The following is an 18,472-nucleotide window of genomic DNA, read 5'->3' as shown; positions in this document are numbered from 1 at the left end:
GGTTCCGGTTCATGGCCGACACGCTCGCCCCTACCCTGCACGACATCGCGCTGGGCTTCGCCCGCCTGCCGACGGAACGGCGGCGCGCCTTCCTTGACGCGCTGCGGGCACGCGGCATCGCCTTTTCCCGGCTGCCGGTGCCCCGTCGCGACGATCCGTCGGCATCTGCGCCGGCCTCCCCCGCGCAGCGCCGGCTGTGGACCTTGCACCGGCTCTATCCGGCATCGGCCGCTTACCACATGCCGGGGGTGTTCCGGCTGCGCGGTGCGCTGGATGCGGCGGCGCTGGAAGCCGCGCTGAACGCCGTCGCCGAGCGGCACGACATCCTGCGCACCGTCTACCGGGACGACGGCGACGGCCGGCTGCGGACGGTCACGCTGCCGCCCCGGCCGTTCCGTCTCGGCCGGCACGAGCTGTCCGGCCGTCCGGCCGATGCGCAAGGCCTCGCCGAACAGCTTGCCGCCGCCCCCTTCGACCTGGAGCGGGCGGAACCCTGGCGCGCCGACCTGCTGCGGATCGCGCCCGACGACCATTGGCTGGTGGTCACGCTGCATCATATCGCCGCCGACGGCGCCAGCATCGGGCTGCTGATGGCCGACGTGGCGGCGGCCTATCGCGCGGCCCGCCAAAGCCGCCTTCCCGACCTTCCCGGCCTGCCGGTCCAGTATGCCGACATCGCCGCTTGGCAGGCCGCGTGGCTCGACGCCGGCGAGGCGGACCGCCAGTCCGCCTTCTGGCGCGATGCCCTGTCCGGCGCGCCGGCCCGCCTGAACCTGCCCGGCAGCGAGAGTGGCAGCGACGAAGGCGGCGAGCAGACCGCCATCCTTTCCCCAGAGCTATCCGGCCGGCTGAAGGGGCTGGCCACCAGCGAAGGCTGCACGCCCTTCGTGGTGCTGCTGGCCACCTATGCCCTGCTGTTGGGCCGGATGAGCGGACAGGACGATCTGATCGTCGGCATCCCGGTCGCCGGCCGCCGGCAACCGGAGGCGGAGCGGCCGATCGGCTGCTTCGTCAACACCCTGCCGCTGCGCCTGCGCGTCACGCCGTCGCAGCCTTTCCGGCACTGGCTGCGCGACATCGCCCGGCTGGTAGGCGAGGCTCAGGACAACCAGGATCTTCCACTCGACGCCATCCTTGAAGCCGGCCGGCCGGAGCATGGCGCAAGCCCGGCGGTTCAGGTCATGTTCGACCACCGCCCGGATCCAACGACCTTCGACGGACTCGATGGGTTGGAGGTGGAGCCGCTGGAGCTGCCGGTCCGTACCGCCAAATTCGACATCGCCCTCGCGGGCAGCGGGCGGCCCGACGGGTCGATCCTCGTCCGCCTTGCCCATCGCGGCGCGACCGGTCCGGCGGCGCGCATCCTGCGGCGCTGGCAGCGCCTGCTGGTCCAGGTCGCCGCCGATCCCGATCGTCCGCTGCGCGCCTTCGACCCGCGCAGCGAGGAGGAGATCCGCGCGATTGCCGGCTGGTCGCGCGACCCCGGCTGGACCGGAGCGGCGCCAGATCCAGTGCCGATCCTGCTCGCCCGCCTCGCCGCCGAACGGCCGGACGCCCCCGCCGTCCTGTTCGGCGACGGCGTGCTGAGCCGGGGCGAGTTGGACCGACGCGCCAACCGCCTCGCCCACCGGCTGATCGCGCTGGGCGCCGGGCCGGAGCGGCGCATCGGCGTCTGCCTGCCCCGCTCGCCCGAACTGATCGTCGCCTTTCTGGCGGTGCTGAAGTCCGGCGGCGCCTTCGTGCCGCTCGACCCCAGCCACCCGGCCGAGCGACAGCGCGCCATCCGCGACGCCGCCGGCCTGTCGCTGCTGATCGCCGCCACCCCGTCGGACGGCGTGACGACGATCTCCCCGCAGGACGCCGCCGGGGAACCCGATCACGCCCCCGGCGTGGCGATCCACCCGCGCAGCCTCGCCTATGTCATCCACACCTCCGGCTCCACCGGGACGCCGAAAGGCGTGGCGGTGGAGCACGGCCCGCTCGCCATGCATTGCGTCGCCACCGCCGCCGTCTACGACATGGGACCGGACAGCCGGGAGCTGCATTTCCTGTCCTTCACCTTCGACGGCGCGCACGAGCGCTGGATGACCGCCCTGACGGCCGGCGGCGCCATCCTGCTGCGCGACGACAGCCTGTGGACCGCCGAGCAGACCTATGACGCCATCCGCCGCCATCGCCTGACCCATGCCGGCTTCCCACCCAAATACCTGCAGCAACTGGTATCCTGGGCCGAGCAGCAGGGCGGCGAGCCACCGCCGGTCCAGCTCTATTCCTTCGGCGGGGAGGCGATGCCCCGCGCCGGGCTGGAGCGGCTGTTCCGCAGCCTGCGGCCCCGCCATGCCATCAACGGCTATGGCCCGACCGAGACGGTGGTGACGCCGCTGGTGTGGAAGGGCGACGGCAGCAGCCTTCCCGAGTCCTCCTATGTTCCGATCGGCCGGCCGGTCGGCGACCGCAGCGCCCACATCCTCGACGATGACCTGAACCCGCTGCCGATCGGCATCACCGGCGAGCTGTGGATCGGCGGCGGCGGGCTTGCCCGCGGCTATCTCGACCGCCCGGCGGCGACGGCCGAACGCTTCCTCCCCGACCCGTTCGGCGGTCCCGGCGCCCGCCTCTACCGCACCGGCGACCTCGCCCGCTGGCGCGAGGACGGAACCGTCGAGTTCCTCGGCCGGCGCGACCATCAGGTCAAGCTGCGCGGCTTCCGCATCGAACTGGGCGAGATCGAGGCCCATCTCGCCGCCGAACCCGGCGTGCGCGAGGCGGTGGTGATCGCCCAGGAAACCGACGGCGTCACCCGGCTCATCGGCTATCTGGTGCCGGCCGCCGGCCACCGTCCCGACCCGGCGGCGGTGACCGCGGCGCTGGCCGGGCGCCTGCCCGCCCATATGGTGCCGGCGCGGCTGATGGTGCTGGACGCGATCCCGGTCACGCCGACCGGCAAGCTCGACCGCGTCGCACTGCCGGCGCCGCGCTGGGAATCGGACGCGCAGGCCGCCCCGTCAACCGCGGTCGAGGAACTGCTGGCCCGGCTGTGGCGGGACGCGCTGAACGCCGAACGGGTCGGCGTCACCGACAATTTCTTCGAGATCGGCGGCGATTCCATCATCGCCCTGCAGATCGTCGCCCGCGCCCGCGCCGCCGGCCTGCGCATCACGCCCAAGCAGCTGCTGGAACGCCAGACCATCGCCGCCCTGGCCGTGGTGGCGGAGGAAGCGGCGCCGACCGTGGCTGTCGCCGAGCCTCCCGCCGGCCCCTCGCCGCTGGCGCCGATCCAGTCCTGGTTCTTCGACCAGCCGATCCCCAACCGCAACCGCTGGAACCAGTCGGTCCTGCTCGCCGCGACGACGCCGGTCGACCCCGGCCGGCTGGCGGCGGCTCTCGCCATGGTTGCCGGCCGGCATGCCGCCCTGCGCCTGCGCTTCAGCCAGGAGCAGGATGGCGGCTGGACGCAGACCCATGCCGACGGGCCGGCCACCATCCCGCTGGAGCAGGCGACGGCCGACGACGATGCCGCCGTCACGCGGCTGTGCGACGAATTGCAGGGCGACCTCGACCTCGCGCGGGGGCCGCTGATGCGGGCGCTGCTGATCCGCAAGGCCGACGGCCGGCAGAGGCTGTTCCTGGTCGCCCATCATCTGGTGGTGGACGGCGTTTCCTGGCGCATCCTGCTGGAGGAGCTGGCGGCGGCCCTGCAGGGTCCCTGCCTGCTGGACCGGCTGCCCGCCGCCGGCACGCCCTTCGCCCTGTGGACGCGGCGGCTGGCCGACGCGGTGCCCGACTTCCTCGACCAATTGGACCACTGGCGTGCCGCGCTTGACACGCCGGCCTTGCCGATCATCGGCCCGCTTTCGCTCAACACGCGGCGGCATGCCGTCACCCACAGCCTGCGGCTCGACCGCAAGGAGACCCGCCGGCTGCTGACCGATGCGTCTGCCGCCTATCGCACCCGCATCGACACCCTTCTTCTCACCGCCGTCGCCCTTGCGGCCACCCGCCGCTTCGGACGCGACGCCCTGACCGTCCATGTCGAAGGGCACGGGCGCGACGCACTGTTCCCGGACATCGACATCGGCCGGACCGTCGGCTGGTTCACCAGCGTCTATCCCGTCCGTCTTGCACCGCCCGCCTCGTGCGACAGCGCCATCCGCCACGTCAAGGAGGCGCTGCGCGCGGTGCCCGATGGCGGCATCGGCTTCAACCTGCTGCGCCATCTGGGACCGCCGGAGGCCCGCGCCGCCCTGTCCGGCATGCCGACGGCCATCTCCTTCAACTATCTGGGCCAGTTCGATGCCGCGGACGACGCTCCCTGGCGTCCGGCCCTCGAGGAGTGCGGCGCCGGTACCGATCCCGATGCACCGCTGGGCGCCATGATCTCCATCGACGGGCAGGTGATGGCCGGCGAACTGGTCCTGCACGCCCGTGCCAGCCGCGCCCTCTTCCCCGACGGAATGATCGCCGGCCTGATGGACGATGTCCGGGCCACATTGGCGGAGCTGACTGCCCATTGCGCCGGCGTCAAGGCGGGTCAGGCGACCCCGTCCGATTTCCCGCTCGTCCCGCTGAGCCAAGCGCAGATCGATGCCCTGCCGGTGCCCGCCCCCGCCATCGCCGACATCCTGCCGCTGACCCCGATGCAGTCGGCGATGTTGCATCACGGCCTCGCCAACCCGCGGTCCCAGGCCTACACCGTCCAGGTCTGGGCGGCCATCGACGGGCTGGACGTCGATCGGCTGGCGGCGGTGTGGGGCACGGTGATCGCCCGTCACGACGTGCTGCGCGGCGCCCTGGTGCGCGACGGCGTCGACAAGCCGGTCATGGTCGTGCGCAAGACCGCGGAGCTGCCCTTCACCCTGCTCGACTGGCGCGGCGAACCCGATCATGACGCATCCTGGCAGCGCCTGAGCGACGACGAGTACGGCCGCGGCTTCGATTTCGCCGAGGCGCCCCTGATGCGGGTCGCGCTGGCGCGCACCGGCCCCTCCACCCACCGCTTCCTGTGGACCTGGCACCACGCGCTGCTCGACGGCTGGAGCATGTCGCGCCTGCTGGGCGAGATCCTGCGGCTTTACGATGGGGAGCCGGTGCCCCCGCCGGCAGTGCGTGTCCGCGATCTGGTCGCCTGGACTCAGGCGCGCAGCCGGGCGCAGGATCGCGCCGCCGCGCACGCCCATTGGCGGTCCTGTCTCGCCGCCCTGCCGGCTCCCACCCGCCTGACCGCCATCCTGCCGCCCCCGGATGAACCCGGGCCGGACGGGGCCGAGGAGCGCATCATCGACGAGGCGGCTGTGCAGCAGCTCCAGCGCTTCGCCAGCGCCCGGAAGGTAACGCTGAACACGCTGATCCAGGCCGGTTGGCTGCGGCTTCTGGCCCGGCTGTGCGGACAGAACACGGTCGGCTTCGGCGCCGTCATGTCCGGCCGGTCCGCCGAGATGCCGGGGATCGACCAGGTGACCGGCCTGCTGGTGGGCGTCCTGCCGCTGGTCCACGAGGTGGTCGAGGCCGGCACCCACGAAGATGACCGTGAAGACGACTGGCTGCGCGGGCTGCTGGCCGCCAACATCGCCGCCTGCCAACACGAGCATGCGCCGCCGCCAGCCCTTCAATGCTGGACCGACCCGGCCTCCGCCCCCTTCGACAGCATCATGATTTTCGAGAATTATCCGGTTGACGCCGCCCTGCGGCAAAGCGAACGCGCAACCCTGTCCTTCCGCGAGGTCGGCAACCGCGGGCGGATGAGCTATCCGCTGACCCTGGTGGTGGTGCCACGTGACACGCTGGTCCTGCGGCTGGAATATGCCGGCGCCCTGTTCCGCCCCCAGGATTCGGCGGCATTGGTCGACGGGTTGGTCCGCGAGGTGCAGGCTTTGGCTCTTTCGGATGACGCTCCATGCCTGGGATGACAGCGCAGGTAGCCAGTTGGGCGGAAGCCGTTTCCTGCGAAATGGCAGCCCATGGGCCTTGACGTAATAACAAGCGTCATTACATAATGCGTTGACTGTGAGGAGGCGTCCGTGCACACCACAAAGCTCACCAGGATCGGCAACTCAACGGGTCTCACGCTGCCGCGGGAGGTTCTGGCGGCGGCTGGCCTCGACCGTGGCGATGAGGTGGCCGTCGAAGTGCGCGACGGGCGGATCGAAATTGCCAAGGCTGACGATACCTACAACCATGCCATGGATGTAGGCCGACGCTTTGCCGCGCGCTACCGCCGCACCATGGACATTCTGTCCAAGTAATCTCCATGGACGAACCCACCATCCAGGGCCGTCCTTACGTCAACCCGCCGCTCCAGGTGGTGCTCGATCTGCATGGCGAGCTTCTGACTGAGCATGGCGGAGCACCCGGCATCCGCGATCTGGGAGCACTGGAGGCCTCGTTGGCACGGCCGTTCCAGCTCATGGCCTATGGTGACGGGCGGTTGACCATCTTCGACCTCGCCGCCGCGGTCTGCGCCAGCGTCTGCCGCAATCATCCATTCGTGGACGGCAACAAGCGTGCCGCGTTCATCACTCTCGGCCTCGTACTCGGTCTCAATGGGTTCGAACTGGATGCCTCAGAACGTGAGGCTGCCGACATCATTCTTGCACTTGCCGCCGGCACGATGACCGAGGATTCGTTTCGTAACTGGGTGGCCGACCATGCCTACGACATCGGAACGCCGGATTTTTAAACCACCGCCAATCCGAGGCGGCGGCCGACAGCAGCGCCTCGGCCCCTTCCACGACGTCCGGGATGTATTGGCAGCCCAGCCCGGTTCCCTTGCGGAAGGCCCTGGAACGCGCTAAGTAATACTTAGCATCGCACTGGTATTACCGAGGCGGCCATGGCCACGACGCTCACCACCAAAGGGCAAGTCACCATTCCCAAGCCCATCCGCGATCGTCTGGGTCTCGGTCCCGGCAGTGCCGTGGAATTTGAGATCGCGGAGGACGGGCGCGTCATTCTGAGACCGGCGGACCGAACGCTTCCGGCAAAGAGCCGGTTCGAGCGCCTGCGGGGCCGCGCCACCGCGGGCCTGAGCACTGACCAGATCATGGCGTTGACGCGTGGCGAGGACTGACCGCCGATGACCTTGGTCGACACCAATGTCCTGCTCGATCTCGTGACGAACGATCCGGTTTGGGCGGACTGGTCCATCCGGCAATTGGACGATGCCGCCGTCAAGGGACCGCTGATCATCAACGACGTGGTCTATGCCGAACTGTCGGTGGGTTTTGACCGGATCGAAGACCTTGACGATCTGCTCGACGAGGCCGGGATCGCCATGGAAGAGCTCCCGCGCGAAGCCTTGTTCCTGGCCGGCAAGGCGTATCGCCGCTATCGCACCGCGGGCGGCGCCCGTTCGGGCGTGCTGCCGGATTTCTTCATCGGCGCCCATGCCGCCGTGCTCGGGCTGCCGCTGCTGACCCGCGATGCCAAACGCTACCGTTCGTATTTCCCGTCGGTCGTTCTCATGGCGCCGGAAGCGCAGTAGAACCGGCGGCCGACAGCAGCGCCTCGGTCTCGATGCCTTCGGCGACGACCTCCAGCCCGATGCGATGGGCCAGTTCGACGATGCCGCGCAGCAGCGATTCCTGCCTGGGATCGGTGGCGAGCGCGCTGATGAAGCTCTTGTCGATCTTCAGCACGTCGAAGGGCAAGCGGCTGAGCTGCGACAGCGAGGAATAGCCGGTGCCGAAATCCTCCGTTGTTCGGTGCCCCTCGGGCCGGCCTGGAGGGCGAGACCGGCGTCAGGATCGTCTCCTTCGAGTTCGAGGACAGCGATGAGATGATTTCATCTGCGGCTCCGACACTGCCGAATTGGCCAAGGATAGAAGCCTCGAAATTGAAAACAGCATCCATCATGGCGACTTGATCCAGAATTAAGGCTCATCTCTAGTAGTCTTTCAGCAGCCTGTTAGAAGCGAGACAATGTTAACTGGATTATGAGAGTTATAAGGATCGTAAGACAGTTGGACGGGTGTGGCGCTGCCAATCCGTACCAAGTCCGAGGTGTCAGTGTTGAAGGAGAATACCACTTGGTTCTGCTGACTGTCCGTAGCATTGAAGAAGAGTGTTTTACCAACCGTGCCCAGGGCGCTGGGAGCAGTCCAAGCGTCATCGTCAGTGACGTCTTTGACCATCCTGGTTCCATTGGCGGTACCGTCGCTCATCCACAGATCATAGCCGTGGGTGCCGTCATTTGCGGTGAAGAAGACTTGGTCACCGACAGCAGTGAGATTGGAAATCTGGGCGCCAAGTTCGCCGGGACGTAGCTCCTCGACCAGACGTATGCCCGTCTCCGTCCCGTCTGAAGCCCACAGCTCCATCCCGTGCACCCCATCGTACCCTTGGAAGAACAGCGTGTTGCCGGCCGCAGTCAGATCGGTGGGGTTGGCGCCCATCATGGAGGTAAACTCCTTCACTCTCCGCGTGCCAGCCGTCGTTCCATCGGACGTCCACAGCTCGAATCCGGCGTTGAAGTACAGCCGGTTTCCCATGGGCTCCAAATCGATGGAAATGCCCACACGCGGTTCTTCGGTAATGCCACCCTTCAGCTTAACGGTCCCAGCCACAGTGCCATCGGTCCTCCACAGATCCGTGTCATTGCCCACGCCATCTCGTGCGGTCAGAAAAAGGAAATCGCCGACAGCGGTCAAATGGTCCGGTGCCTGATTATAGGGCGCCATCGAATCAACGCTTCCCGGTATGAAGTCCTTAACCAGGGTCGTTCCATCAGTCGTTCCGTTGCTCTTCCAGAGCGCTGCCCCGTGCGTTCCGTCCTTTGCCGCGAAATAAAGCGTATTGCCAACCGAAGCAAATGTGCCGGGAGCGGACGACGAGGAACCTGCCCATATGTCTGACACCATCATGGTGCCCGACGCCGTACCATCACTCCTCCAAAGCTCGTTTCCGTGAATGCCATCGTCCGCCGCAAAGTAGAGCGTGTCGCCAACGCGGGTCAGTTGGCCGGGCGGCGACATTGAATTGTCAGGCTGGATGTCCTTGACGAGCGTCGTTCCGGCCGCCGTTCCGTTGCTCTTCCACAACTCCGCTCCATGCACGCCATCGTTGGCGGTGAAGTAGGCCGTGCCATTCACGGCTGTCAGATTGGAAGGTGTGGAGGAGGCCATCCCCGGCGCGATATCCTTGATCAGATGCGCAGAGGCGCCATTCGTGCTCCAAAGTTCGCCGCCGTGCGCCTCATCGGTGCCTGCGAACAGCGCGGCGCCCCCACCCGACGGCTTGTCGCGGAAGACGCCAGCCCAGTCGTTCCGGGCGGCTCTCCGCTCCCAATTCGCCCCGGCGAAGACATATTGGCTGCCCAGAGACATCTGTGGCGCGCCGATGGATACGCCTGTGACGTGCAGGGCGGAACCGTCGCGGAAGGAAAAGTCGGCCTGCCAATATTCCTGCCCAGGCGTCATATAGGGCTGGCTGGTGAGCCTCACTGGACCGGACAGGTCCTGGCTGCGGTAGCCACTGAAGACGAGCTGGTCGTTTTGCTGATTGAACATTTCCAGCCGGTCATTCCCGAAGCCGGACGCACCCTTCTGGAAAAGGAAAACGTCGCCTTGATCACTGAATGGAGGGTTGCGGAGGGTACCGTCAAGGATGGTGTCATCACCCGGGCCGGCTATGAAGACGTCATGGCCCAGATCACCTCCCTCCCCCATGTAGAAGGAGTAGAGATTGTCGCCGCCGTTCCCGCCGTAGAGCACATCGTCGCCATAGCTGCCGACAACAAAATCAACACCGTTCCCGCCTCGAACTGTGTCATCCCCGACGCCGCCGAACAGCGAACCCTGGCCGTTCATGCCGTAAATGAGGTCGTTTCCGGTCCCGCCGTCCACCCGGTCGTTGCCGTCGCCAGCCCAAACTGTGTCGTTGCCACCCCAGCCGTCGATGGTGTCATTGCCGGCCAGACCATACAATCTATTGTTGCCGCTGTTGCCGGCCAGAAGGTTGTTCAGCCCGTTGCCCGTTGCACTTCCGTTGGCCCAAGCCCCAACCTCTTGCAAGGTCGCATTCTCCAAGTTCGGCCCGAGCTGCCAGGAGAATTTGGCCCGCACAGTGTCGATGCCCTGATTGGCGTATTCGACGACTGTGTCTTCCGGCCCGTTCACCCAGAAGGTATCATTTCCGAGCGCGCCAGCCAGACGGTCGGGAGCGGCGTCGTCACCGGCGTAAAGCACATCGTCGCCCGAACCCCCATCCATGGTGTCGGCACCGTCGCCACCGTCCAGCGTATCATTGCCGCCCTCACCGTACAGAAGATCTCTGCCGGCGTGTGCATAGATCAGATCGCTTCCCGAAGCCGCAAAGACGGTGTCATTGCCTGCCTTGGTCGAAAAGATGTCATTGCCATCTGTACCGCGAAAAAAGTTGTTGGAATCGTTTCCTCCGAAGTACGCCATCTTTCAACCCTCCTCTTGCTGATACGCGTGGCATATTATTTTTATGGAAATGCGCAGCAAATAAGGGTGGTGCCTTGACCGGTGAGCACTGTTTGACTTGCGGATAAACCCTTCAGACTCTCTCAGATGATAATGAGGTCACTGCTACCCAACCGCTGTTGGCCGAAGCCGCTGATCGTCAAGACAGGAACGTCTTGGCCCCTCTGCCGCACCGAGAGCAGAAGATCCTCCCCGACCGAGGACTGGAGAATGTCAGCAGGGCTCAACCCCAGACCACCGAAGCCGATAATGTCAGAGCCGGGCGTGAAGTCAGTCAGCGTGTTCGGACTGTCCGGCAAGGCGGCCGCCGTCACCCAAAACAGGTCGTCGCCCGCTCCTCCCGTCATGGTGCTGCCGCCCGACCCGGCGAACAGCTCGTCCGCACCATCGCCGCCAAAAAGCAAATCCGACTCACCAGCAAGTAGGACGTCGCCATCGGGACCGCCGTACAGCCGGTTTCTACCGCCACCAGCCACGGCATTGAGAACATCCGCTCCACTCTCCCCAAACAGTTGGTCATGCGATCCGGCCAGCAGTTCATCGTTGCCAACTCCTCCGAACAGCCGGTTCGAGCCGGGCGACTGGGAGGAGTCGACAAGGTCGTTCCCAGCACCGCCGAGCACCGTAATGGACCCGTCGAACAAATTGATGACGTCGTCCCCCGCCGTTCCAAATACCCGATCCGTTCGGCCCTGATTGAGGGCCTCGACATTCAGGACATAGCGCCCCACACCGAAGCCGGCAGAACCGCTGCCCTCAATGTTTGGATCGTAGTTGGAGTTCGCGAAACCACTGACGCCGACGATGTAGGTTCCCTGTTCCGGCGCAGTAAATGTAATTCGCGAGTCCAGCCCATCTGAATCGTCGTTGTAGGCGAGTTGATTGCCTTGATCGTCGAATATGCGCAGGATCGTGTCCAGATTGGACACTCCGGCATTGACCGCATCCGTATCGATCATGACCTGCTGTCCCGGTGCAAGCCGGAACTTCACCAAGTCAACCTCATTGGGCCTGCTCTCCACGCCAGCATTGTCGCCAAGGAAACCCTTCAACGAGAGTTTTCTTTCCTGTCGGAGTTCGGCAGTAAAGTCCCCCGCCTGCTGGATTGTATCATTGGGTTCCATGACATCGACTGTCTGGGACGGAATCAAGGCCGGGCGCAGAGTAGGATCCCCCTGCATGGTCATCCCGTAGAACCAGTCGACTTTCCAATCATCCGATGGGGCGTCAGTTGGCGCGAGGTTCGCGTTGAACCAGTCTTTGAATGCCTGCCCCATATTGGCAAGACTGCTTTGGGGAGAATAGAAATCCGCAAAATTCAGCATGCCGCCGGTCTTGGTACTGCCAACGGCATTGACGACATTGCCCTGCCCAAACACGTAGGCGCCGATCAGGTTGTCTGCCGTCGTATAGTCGGCACTGGAACAATTAAACATATTCAGGAAGCCAAAGCGTTTATCGATTTGAGCAACCTCTTGGCTTGTCAAAATCCCGCCGTCGACACCACTCACCGAATGGCCTGCTGACCAGCTGTGGATCTGCTCGATCACAGTTTCGGCATTCTCACCGAGCGCCTGAATATAACGGGGCAGCGTTGTCTCGCTGGGGTTCCGGATGTCTGTGACCTGACTATAAAGCGATGCCAAGCTTTGCAGGTCTCCGACATAGGGAGACCAGTCGTCATCGGCAAACCAGATCGCACGATCCTCATACTGAAGAGCGCCCGTGCGGACGTTGTGGACCTTCTGGAAGTACGAATTGATGAGGTCTGCCTCGCTTCCGGCAATGATTCCCTGAAGGTTATCCGCCGACAGCCGTGACACGTAGATCTCGCAATCGACATCGCCGGTGTGGCTGTCCAGCCCCTGCTCGTTCAAAATATAGGTGCCGTCGAGGTCCATGAAGTACAAGTCGTGGGGATAGGTTGATTGGGACGCTCCACCCCAATTGTCCTCGCTGGTGAAATCGACATGGGGAATGTTGCCGACAAACAAAGCGCCTTCCAGCCCGGACTGCTCCCATTGCGTATGCAACTCGTCACGTAGTTCCATAGCGGAACCGTTCCAAGGCCGGATAGAGACGTCATAGCCCTCGGCAGCTAGGTCCGCCGCGTAGACGTCCAGTGATCCCGCGATCTGTGGCATCAAGGAGGCTTCGACAAAAACGTCAAAGGTACCGGTGGCCAAAGCCACTGAAGGTGCTTGGCGGCTTTCCGCATCGGACAGGTTCCCATTGAGAATGCCGGCATTAACGAGGCTCTCCAGCGAATTGGGCCCGTTGCCCTTGATCGACTGAATGGAGCGGTCAATGGAAGCCTTATCGTAAAGCTCGCACTCTTGTGCTCCAGCCATTGTTTCTTCTCCGCTTGTGATACTCTGTACTGTCCAGCATAATCTTGGCATCCCACGATATGCTGCACCTGCCGGGCAACGAGTCCACCATCTGAACGGTCCCGCAATCTGCGGCCCCCAGGTCTTCACGTCGTTTGAGAGATGATTTGCCTTACAATCTTATAGCACGCATGGTGAGGATTGCGGGGCTAGGCAATGGGAGATGAGAGTTATCGGAGGGAGGTTTCGCGTATTGAAGTTGTGCATGTACTATTTTTCTCTCTGGTATTGACGAATACTACATATGGGTCGCGTCCGAAGCCATTCCCTGTACAGGTGTGACAAGATACCGCCCTTTTGTAAGACGACATGTCTCCTTCGAGAGCTGGAAGTGAATTTTTGCGAGCAAATCGGTGCCGTCGGAGGAGAGCGCGATAGGTATTCGCTGAACAACGCCAAGGATAAGCTGAACCGGGTCAGGCATCCGTACCGGGCGTTCCTTTAGCCGGGAAAATTCATGAGGTTTGGCGGAGCCTTGTTGCAGCGAGGTGAATTCGGCCGCAGGAACCCCTTTCCCGGCACTTTGGTGCAGAACTCGGCCTGCAGACGGATTTCGCCCAGAGACGATGGAGATCAGGCGACCTTCCCGGTGGTTGGCATGCCGAGTTTGGTCATGGGATTGATGACGGCGCAGGCGACCTTGGCTTCGGCATTTTGTGCGGGCAGAGTTCAGGCGCGCAGGCTGCGTCCGATTGGCACCTTGTACCGAAGCATCGCCAACTCGACCAACGATCTCCTGCCGTCTTGGACGGCTCGCTGCCAGCCCAGCCGACCACGCTCCTTGATCGTCTGGATGTGGCGGTCGCGCTGGGTGGGGGCGCTCTCGGCGGTGTCGCTCACCACCGCGGTCGCGCGCGGCGGGATGATCACCTCGGCGTCCGGCGCACGCTCGGCGACAGCGCGATAGACGGGCTCGCCGTCGTAGGCGCCGTCCGCCAGCACCGCGCCGATCGGGCGCTTGATCTGGTCGAGCAGTGGGCCGACCAGCGAGGCGTCTCCCTCTTCGTTGGACGTCGACGCCGAGGCCAGGATCTCGCCGGTGGCGGGATCGACGGCCAGGTGCAGGTTGCGCCAGCATCGGTGCGCTGTGCCGCCGCGCTTTTCCAGGTGCCACTCGCCCCGGCCGAACACCTTCAGCCCGGTGGAATCGATGACCACGGTGACCGGCCCGTCCGTCCTGGCCAGCACCGGCGCGACGGCCAGACCGGTGCTGCGCCGGGAAAACGTCGAATGATCGGGAACCGGGAGGTCCAGGCCAAGCAGGCGCATGAACGAGCCCAGCAAACCCTCGGACTGGCGCCACGGCCGACCGAACGCCAGCCGCAGCACCAGCCAGGTCTCAATGGCGATATCGGAGTAACGCGCTGGCCGGCCGCCTCGGCCCGTGGTGGGCGGCGTCCGCGCGGCGATCGCCTCCGGCGTCACCCAGATCGTCAGATCTCCCCGCCGGCGCCGCGCCGCATCGTAGGCCGCCCGGTGGTGTTGTCAAGTTGCTGGCGGGGAGTGGAATTGCGGTCAGCTGACCTGCATTCGCCTCCCATGTCAGCTGACCTCGGCAGCGCCGGTGGCCTCGCGCCATGTGGTGAAGGCGCGGGTACGGGCGGCGCGGTACTCGGAAGTGGGGATGAGGTGGCGGCGCAGTTGAAAATGGGTGTGGATCGGGCCGTGGGTGGAAAGAAGCCGGGTCTCCCAGTCGCGCACCGCCTCATGGGAGAAGACCAAGCCACGCAGGAGCAGGATTTAGGCGAGATCGCGCAGGCTCAGCTTGAATCAAAGCCGCCACAGCACGATTAGGAAACGACGTTGGAGGGCAGCTGCAGAGGTTCAGCATCGAGCTGGTACGCTCGTTGAAACCGCGCCCAGACTCCCGGCAGCGGAAACGGCGGTAGCGGTGGGCCGTCCAATCCGAACGCTCTGTCGTCGCGGTTGAAGAGCAGTGTGGGCAGCGCATCGGTCACCAACGGAGAGATGATCTTCTACGTCAGCCCCGCGCCGTCAAACAAGTTGGCGCGAAGGCTGACAGAACCCTCAAAAACATCCACTGCGAACATCTTCGTCAACGGGCGCGCGCGACAGCCGAGTTCATAGTCGCAGCCTCCCGAATGAGATCTTGTAAAGCTCTTTCATCAAAATCATCTCCTTCCATGAGATCGACCGCACGCCTTACCCCCGTGAAACTAGCGTTGAAGAGCCTGTGCTTATCCTGGAGCATGCTTCCTTTGGGGAATGTAAGCTTGACCTTGTCTTTGTATGTCTCACCCGTGCAGATGATGCCGGCATGCGACCATGTGGGCACACCGAGGGGGTTAGTCGGCTTGCGCCACTTCACATCCTCAACGACGTCCGGGACGGCGTCCCTAATCAGCTGACGGATGCGGGTGAGGAGTGCCCCACGCCAATCGGGAAGGCTGGCGATCTTTGCGTCGATGGCTTCTGACATTTTGGTCATCCTTACGGTTGAGGCGGACGTGGTTTGCACCAAGTGCGGTCCTGGTGCCGCGCCAGCATACAGTAGCCGATGACGCTTGAGCCGATGTGGTGGACGGCCCTTCCATTTTCCTGAAACGATGGCAAGCTAAAGCCTCAGGCGGAAATACCAAGCAGAACAAGGCGGTTGACGTTGTAGACGACGCCTCTGAGCAACGCCTGAGATCGTTGCGTGAGGTCTGTGCGGGCAGATAGAGCCTCGCCCCACCTCCGCTTTGCGACGGACATGACGGTTTCCACCAGCCACCTCAGCGCGTACCAGTTCACCATGTCGGTCGAGGATCAGCTCTGGCAGCAGCATGGTCACCAGTCGTCCGACAGCTTTTACAAGTCGATCCCATTCATCCACCCGAACAGCCCGCGGCATAGGATCGGGATGGCCGCGGACAGACTGCGCTGTCCAGGGCTGGGCCAGCGTGAAGGTTTTTGAGGACGACGTTCGATTCTTGAAGTTTTCGCAGGATCGTGAAGATTTCCGCAGGCGGCCGGCCGGTCGCGAAGCCTTTTGCGATCCCAGGAACCCAGCATGCCAGACACCTTGCGCGAAGGTGAGCGAGCCGAACGGGACCTTTGCCCGGCGCGCCTGGTTCTTCCACGAGTGGCTCACCGGCGTGCAGTTCGATCTCCCCGATGCCGGCGCCGTCGCGCTATACGCCCGCGCTGCTGCCGGACAAGCACATCGTGCTACCGGGCGGGCCTTCGCGGCGCCACCGCGTCACCGACAACCTACTCGGCACCCCCTCCCTCTGCCCGGTGATCCGCCGGACGCCGCAGATCGAGGCGCTGCTCCGGTCGGGCATCCGGGAGGAAGCCGCAGTTCTGGTCCGCGGCTGCGACCCACAGATCCTGGCCCGCGCGATCAACTATCTCTACACCAAGGAAACCAAGGAGACCTTCGCCGTCGAGGGTTAAACCGCAAGTGGCAAAAAGTCATAGCTCTTCATCTAAGTATTGCGGATGGTCCGCAACTTCGATCCGGCCAGCGAGAGGGACCAGACCCGGTTGCAAAACGTCATCGTCGATCACCGCTATGCGGCGGCCGGGTGACGCGATTTCCAGAACTTCGTCGGCGAATCCTCGACGGAGCACCGGGAGATCATCCACTTCATCTGCCCCAAGCCTGAAGACGTGCGCTCCCTCATGGCAGGCTTTGCGGGGCTGGTCGCGCGGCTGAAGGGGGCTGAGATCGACCCCGTCCTGGCCGCCGCCGCGATCGCCTTTGCCTTCGTGTTCACCCACCCGTTTGAAGACGGTAACGGACGCATCCACCGCTACCTGATCCACCACACGCTGGACGAAGCCGGCTTCACCCCGCCAGGCATCCTGTTCCCAGTCTCGGCGGCCATCGTGCGCAACCAAGCGGCCTACAACGCGTCGCTAGAGCGATTCTCACGTGCGATCACACGCACATCGACTGGGAGTGGGGGGCCAGCGCATCCGAGGACGGTCCGGCCATCGTCGCCCAGAACCGGACCGACCACCTCTACCGCTACTTCGATGCCACGCCGCAGGCCGAGTATCTGTACGGCTGTGTCATCGATACCGTGCGGCGCGACCTCAAGGAGGAGGTCCTCTTCGTCGAGGTCTTCGACCGCGCGATGCAGGGGGTGATGGACCGTATCGACATGCCGAACCGGAAGGCGGCGCAACTGGTGCGGCTGGTGATGCAGAACAACCGGATTGGCAAGGAGAAGAGGCTCAAGCTCTTCTCAGAGCTGTCGGATGCGGAGATTGATGATCTGGAGCGGATCGTGCGCGTCGCCAGCGCCCTGCCCTCCGACAAGGACGACGCCTGAACGCCCATCAAGCCGCCGGTCTGGAGCTGGAGTCCGGACGTCCGAGGTCGAGCATCTGGTTCGGTTCCGTTGCAATGTTTGACGGTCGGCGCGGAGAGTCGTGGCGTCGGCGTCGTCAGGCGGCCACACCGAACAGACGGGCGATGAAGGTCGTCTCGGCGGCCATGTTGCTGGTGGGAATGGCGGCGACATGCCCCTTGCGCACCATCGCCAGGACGCCGGTCCACACGTCTACCGGAGAGCAGAAGGTAGTCAAGCGGACTGCGACATAATGTCTATATTGCACCGATGATTATCTCGTCCAGACTAACCTCGGAACTGACGACTTACTGAATAATAACAAGTTTTTCCGCAAACCCTTCACCAAAAAAACTGGCTTTTTAACAGGAGATCTAAAGGTGATCAAGATTTTCTCCAGTCTTCTTTCTTTTGATCGCATGATCGCAATTCCAGTTATTAAGGTTCTCTACTGGATTGGCCTGATTGGAGGCGCCGTTGGGGGCGTTGTTTCGGCTATCGGTGGACTCGGCATGATGCGTTGGGATGCGGCGGCAGGAGTTGGCACCTTCATCGTCACCTTGGCCGGAACCGCTTTCGGTTTGCTGATGTGGCGCGTTGCCTGCGAAGGCATGATCGTCGTTTTCGGTATTCACGAACGGCTGGGCCACGTGAAGGACGCGCTGAGCCGGCAGGCGTCTGCGTAAAATGGCAATGCCTAGAGCGGTTTGACAGGCATCTGAATCGAGGGATTCCCACAAACGTCAGCCGGTCGCGGGTGATACCCTGCTTGCGTACCGTCTGGCGGATCAGCCGCTCGGGCCAGTGCCGCGCTTTCCCGGTAGGCCACTATCCAGCCCACCACGGCGCGGCTGTAGATGTCGAGGATGACGTATAGGCACAGCCAGGTGCCCTTGACCGGCCCCTTCAGCTTTGTGATGTCCCAGCTCCACACTTGGTTGGGGCCGGTGGCAAGCAGTTCGGGCTTGGCATAGGCCGGGTGCCGGCACTGTTGGCGACCCTCGCGCACTTCATCATCGTTGGCGGCGAGCAGGCGGTACATGGTGCGCACCGAGCACAGATACTGCCCTTCATCAAGCAGCGTGGCGTAGACCTGGGCCGGGGCGGCATCGACGAAGCGTTCGCCATGCAGCAAGTCAAGCACGCGATCCCGCTCACCGCCGCTCAGCGCGCGTGATGGAGAGGGCCGATGGCGGGATGGCGGTGGTGGACCGACCCGGCGCTGCCGGTCACGATGACGATAGAAGCTGGCGCGCGGCACGCCAAGCATCGGACAGGCGGTGGAGACGTCCACCCTTGCAGCCGCCTTCTCAATGGCAGCCATCACTTGCGCTCGCCG

Annotated in this window: 13 protein-coding genes and 3 pseudogenes; 9 read left to right on the top strand and 7 right to left on the bottom strand. The window is 64.2% G+C overall.

What is annotated here, in order from left to right; genetic code table 11:
- The first annotated feature begins 11 nt into the window (after positions 1-11).
- The 5 genes from TSH20_RS00610 to TSH20_RS00590 all read left to right on the top strand — a co-directional run bounded on the left by TSH20_RS00610 (position 12) and on the right by TSH20_RS00590 (position 7,480).
- Positions 12-5,906: a non-ribosomal peptide synthetase gene (locus TSH20_RS00610; RefSeq protein ID WP_158281929.1), complete on the top strand. Its 5,895-nt coding sequence runs from the start codon at positions 12-14 to the stop codon at positions 5,904-5,906.
- 111 nt (positions 5,907-6,017) lie between these two features.
- Entirely contained in the window at positions 6,018-6,242 is a 225-nt protein-coding gene (locus TSH20_RS00605) for an AbrB/MazE/SpoVT family DNA-binding domain-containing protein (protein WP_109072885.1), read from the top strand.
- A gap of 5 nt (positions 6,243-6,247) precedes the next feature.
- Entirely contained in the window at positions 6,248-6,676 is a 429-nt protein-coding gene (locus TSH20_RS00600; protein ID WP_109072884.1) for a type II toxin-antitoxin system death-on-curing family toxin, read from the top strand.
- A 153-nt stretch (positions 6,677-6,829) separates the two neighbouring features.
- Positions 6,830-7,066, top strand: a complete 237-nt coding sequence (locus tag TSH20_RS00595) for an AbrB/MazE/SpoVT family DNA-binding domain-containing protein (protein WP_109072883.1) — start codon at positions 6,830-6,832, stop codon at positions 7,064-7,066.
- A 6-nt stretch (positions 7,067-7,072) separates the two neighbouring features.
- Positions 7,073-7,480 carry a type II toxin-antitoxin system VapC family toxin gene (locus TSH20_RS00590; protein WP_109072882.1) on the top strand — a complete coding sequence of 136 codons (408 nt, stop codon included), beginning with the start codon at positions 7,073-7,075 and terminating at the stop codon, positions 7,478-7,480.
- Here TSH20_RS00590 and TSH20_RS00585 read toward each other — a convergent pair.
- The 6 genes and pseudogenes from TSH20_RS00585 to TSH20_RS00560 form a co-directional block, all read right to left on the bottom strand.
- Positions 7,458-7,679: pseudogene (locus tag TSH20_RS00585) on the bottom strand (EAL domain-containing protein); the annotation flags it as partial. The gene TSH20_RS00590 and the pseudogene TSH20_RS00585 sit on opposite strands and share 23 nt — an antisense overlap.
- A gap of 213 nt (positions 7,680-7,892) precedes the next feature.
- The gene (locus TSH20_RS00580) at positions 7,893-10,403 is read right to left on the bottom strand and encodes an ELWxxDGT repeat protein (protein ID WP_109072881.1); all 2,511 of its coding nucleotides are present in this window, start codon (positions 10,401-10,403) and stop codon (positions 7,893-7,895) included.
- A 122-nt stretch (positions 10,404-10,525) separates the two neighbouring features.
- Positions 10,526-12,793 carry a pre-peptidase C-terminal domain-containing protein gene (locus TSH20_RS00575; RefSeq protein WP_158281928.1) on the bottom strand — a complete coding sequence of 756 codons (2,268 nt, stop codon included), beginning with the start codon at positions 12,791-12,793 and terminating at the stop codon, positions 10,526-10,528.
- A 612-nt stretch (positions 12,794-13,405) separates the two neighbouring features.
- Positions 13,406-14,311 (bottom strand): annotated as a pseudogene (locus tag TSH20_RS00570) (IS5 family transposase); the annotation flags it as partial.
- A 63-nt stretch (positions 14,312-14,374) separates the two neighbouring features.
- The gene (locus TSH20_RS00565; protein ID WP_199231975.1) at positions 14,375-14,554 is read right to left on the bottom strand and encodes a hypothetical protein; all 180 of its coding nucleotides are present in this window, start codon (positions 14,552-14,554) and stop codon (positions 14,375-14,377) included.
- Positions 14,555-14,888: 334 nt separating this feature from the next.
- Complete coding sequence (locus TSH20_RS00560) at positions 14,889-15,272, bottom strand: DUF1801 domain-containing protein (protein ID WP_247871338.1); 384 nt, start codon at positions 15,270-15,272, stop codon at positions 14,889-14,891.
- Between the two features lie 677 nt (positions 15,273-15,949).
- Between TSH20_RS00560 and TSH20_RS00550 the strand changes: the two genes are divergently transcribed.
- The 4 genes from TSH20_RS00550 (at position 15,950) to TSH20_RS00535 (ending at position 17,819) form a co-directional block, all read left to right on the top strand.
- A complete protein-coding gene (locus tag TSH20_RS00550) occupies positions 15,950-16,231 on the top strand; it encodes a hypothetical protein (RefSeq protein WP_109072878.1) in 282 nt (93 codons plus the stop codon).
- A 183-nt stretch (positions 16,232-16,414) separates the two neighbouring features.
- Entirely contained in the window at positions 16,415-16,930 is a 516-nt protein-coding gene (locus TSH20_RS00545) for a Fic family protein (RefSeq protein WP_109072877.1), read from the top strand.
- Positions 16,864-17,115: a hypothetical protein gene (locus TSH20_RS00540; protein WP_146205380.1), complete on the top strand. Its 252-nt coding sequence runs from the start codon at positions 16,864-16,866 to the stop codon at positions 17,113-17,115. Before TSH20_RS00545 ends, TSH20_RS00540 begins: the two co-directional genes overlap by 67 nt.
- 398 nt (positions 17,116-17,513) lie before the next feature.
- A complete protein-coding gene (locus tag TSH20_RS00535) occupies positions 17,514-17,819 on the top strand; it encodes a DUF4282 domain-containing protein (protein ID WP_109072875.1) in 306 nt (101 codons plus the stop codon).
- A 107-nt stretch (positions 17,820-17,926) separates the two neighbouring features.
- On the opposite strand, the pseudogene TSH20_RS00530 reads toward TSH20_RS00535, so the two are convergent.
- Positions 17,927-18,421: pseudogene (locus TSH20_RS00530) on the bottom strand (DDE-type integrase/transposase/recombinase); the annotation flags it as partial.
- Positions 18,422-18,472 lie beyond the last annotated feature (51 nt).

The organism is Azospirillum sp. TSH20, assembly GCF_003115935.1.
Taxonomy (GTDB): domain Bacteria; phylum Pseudomonadota; class Alphaproteobacteria; order Azospirillales; family Azospirillaceae; genus Azospirillum.
The sequence above is the reverse complement of the archived record's forward strand: the minus strand, read 5'-3'. Positions and strand labels throughout refer to the sequence as shown.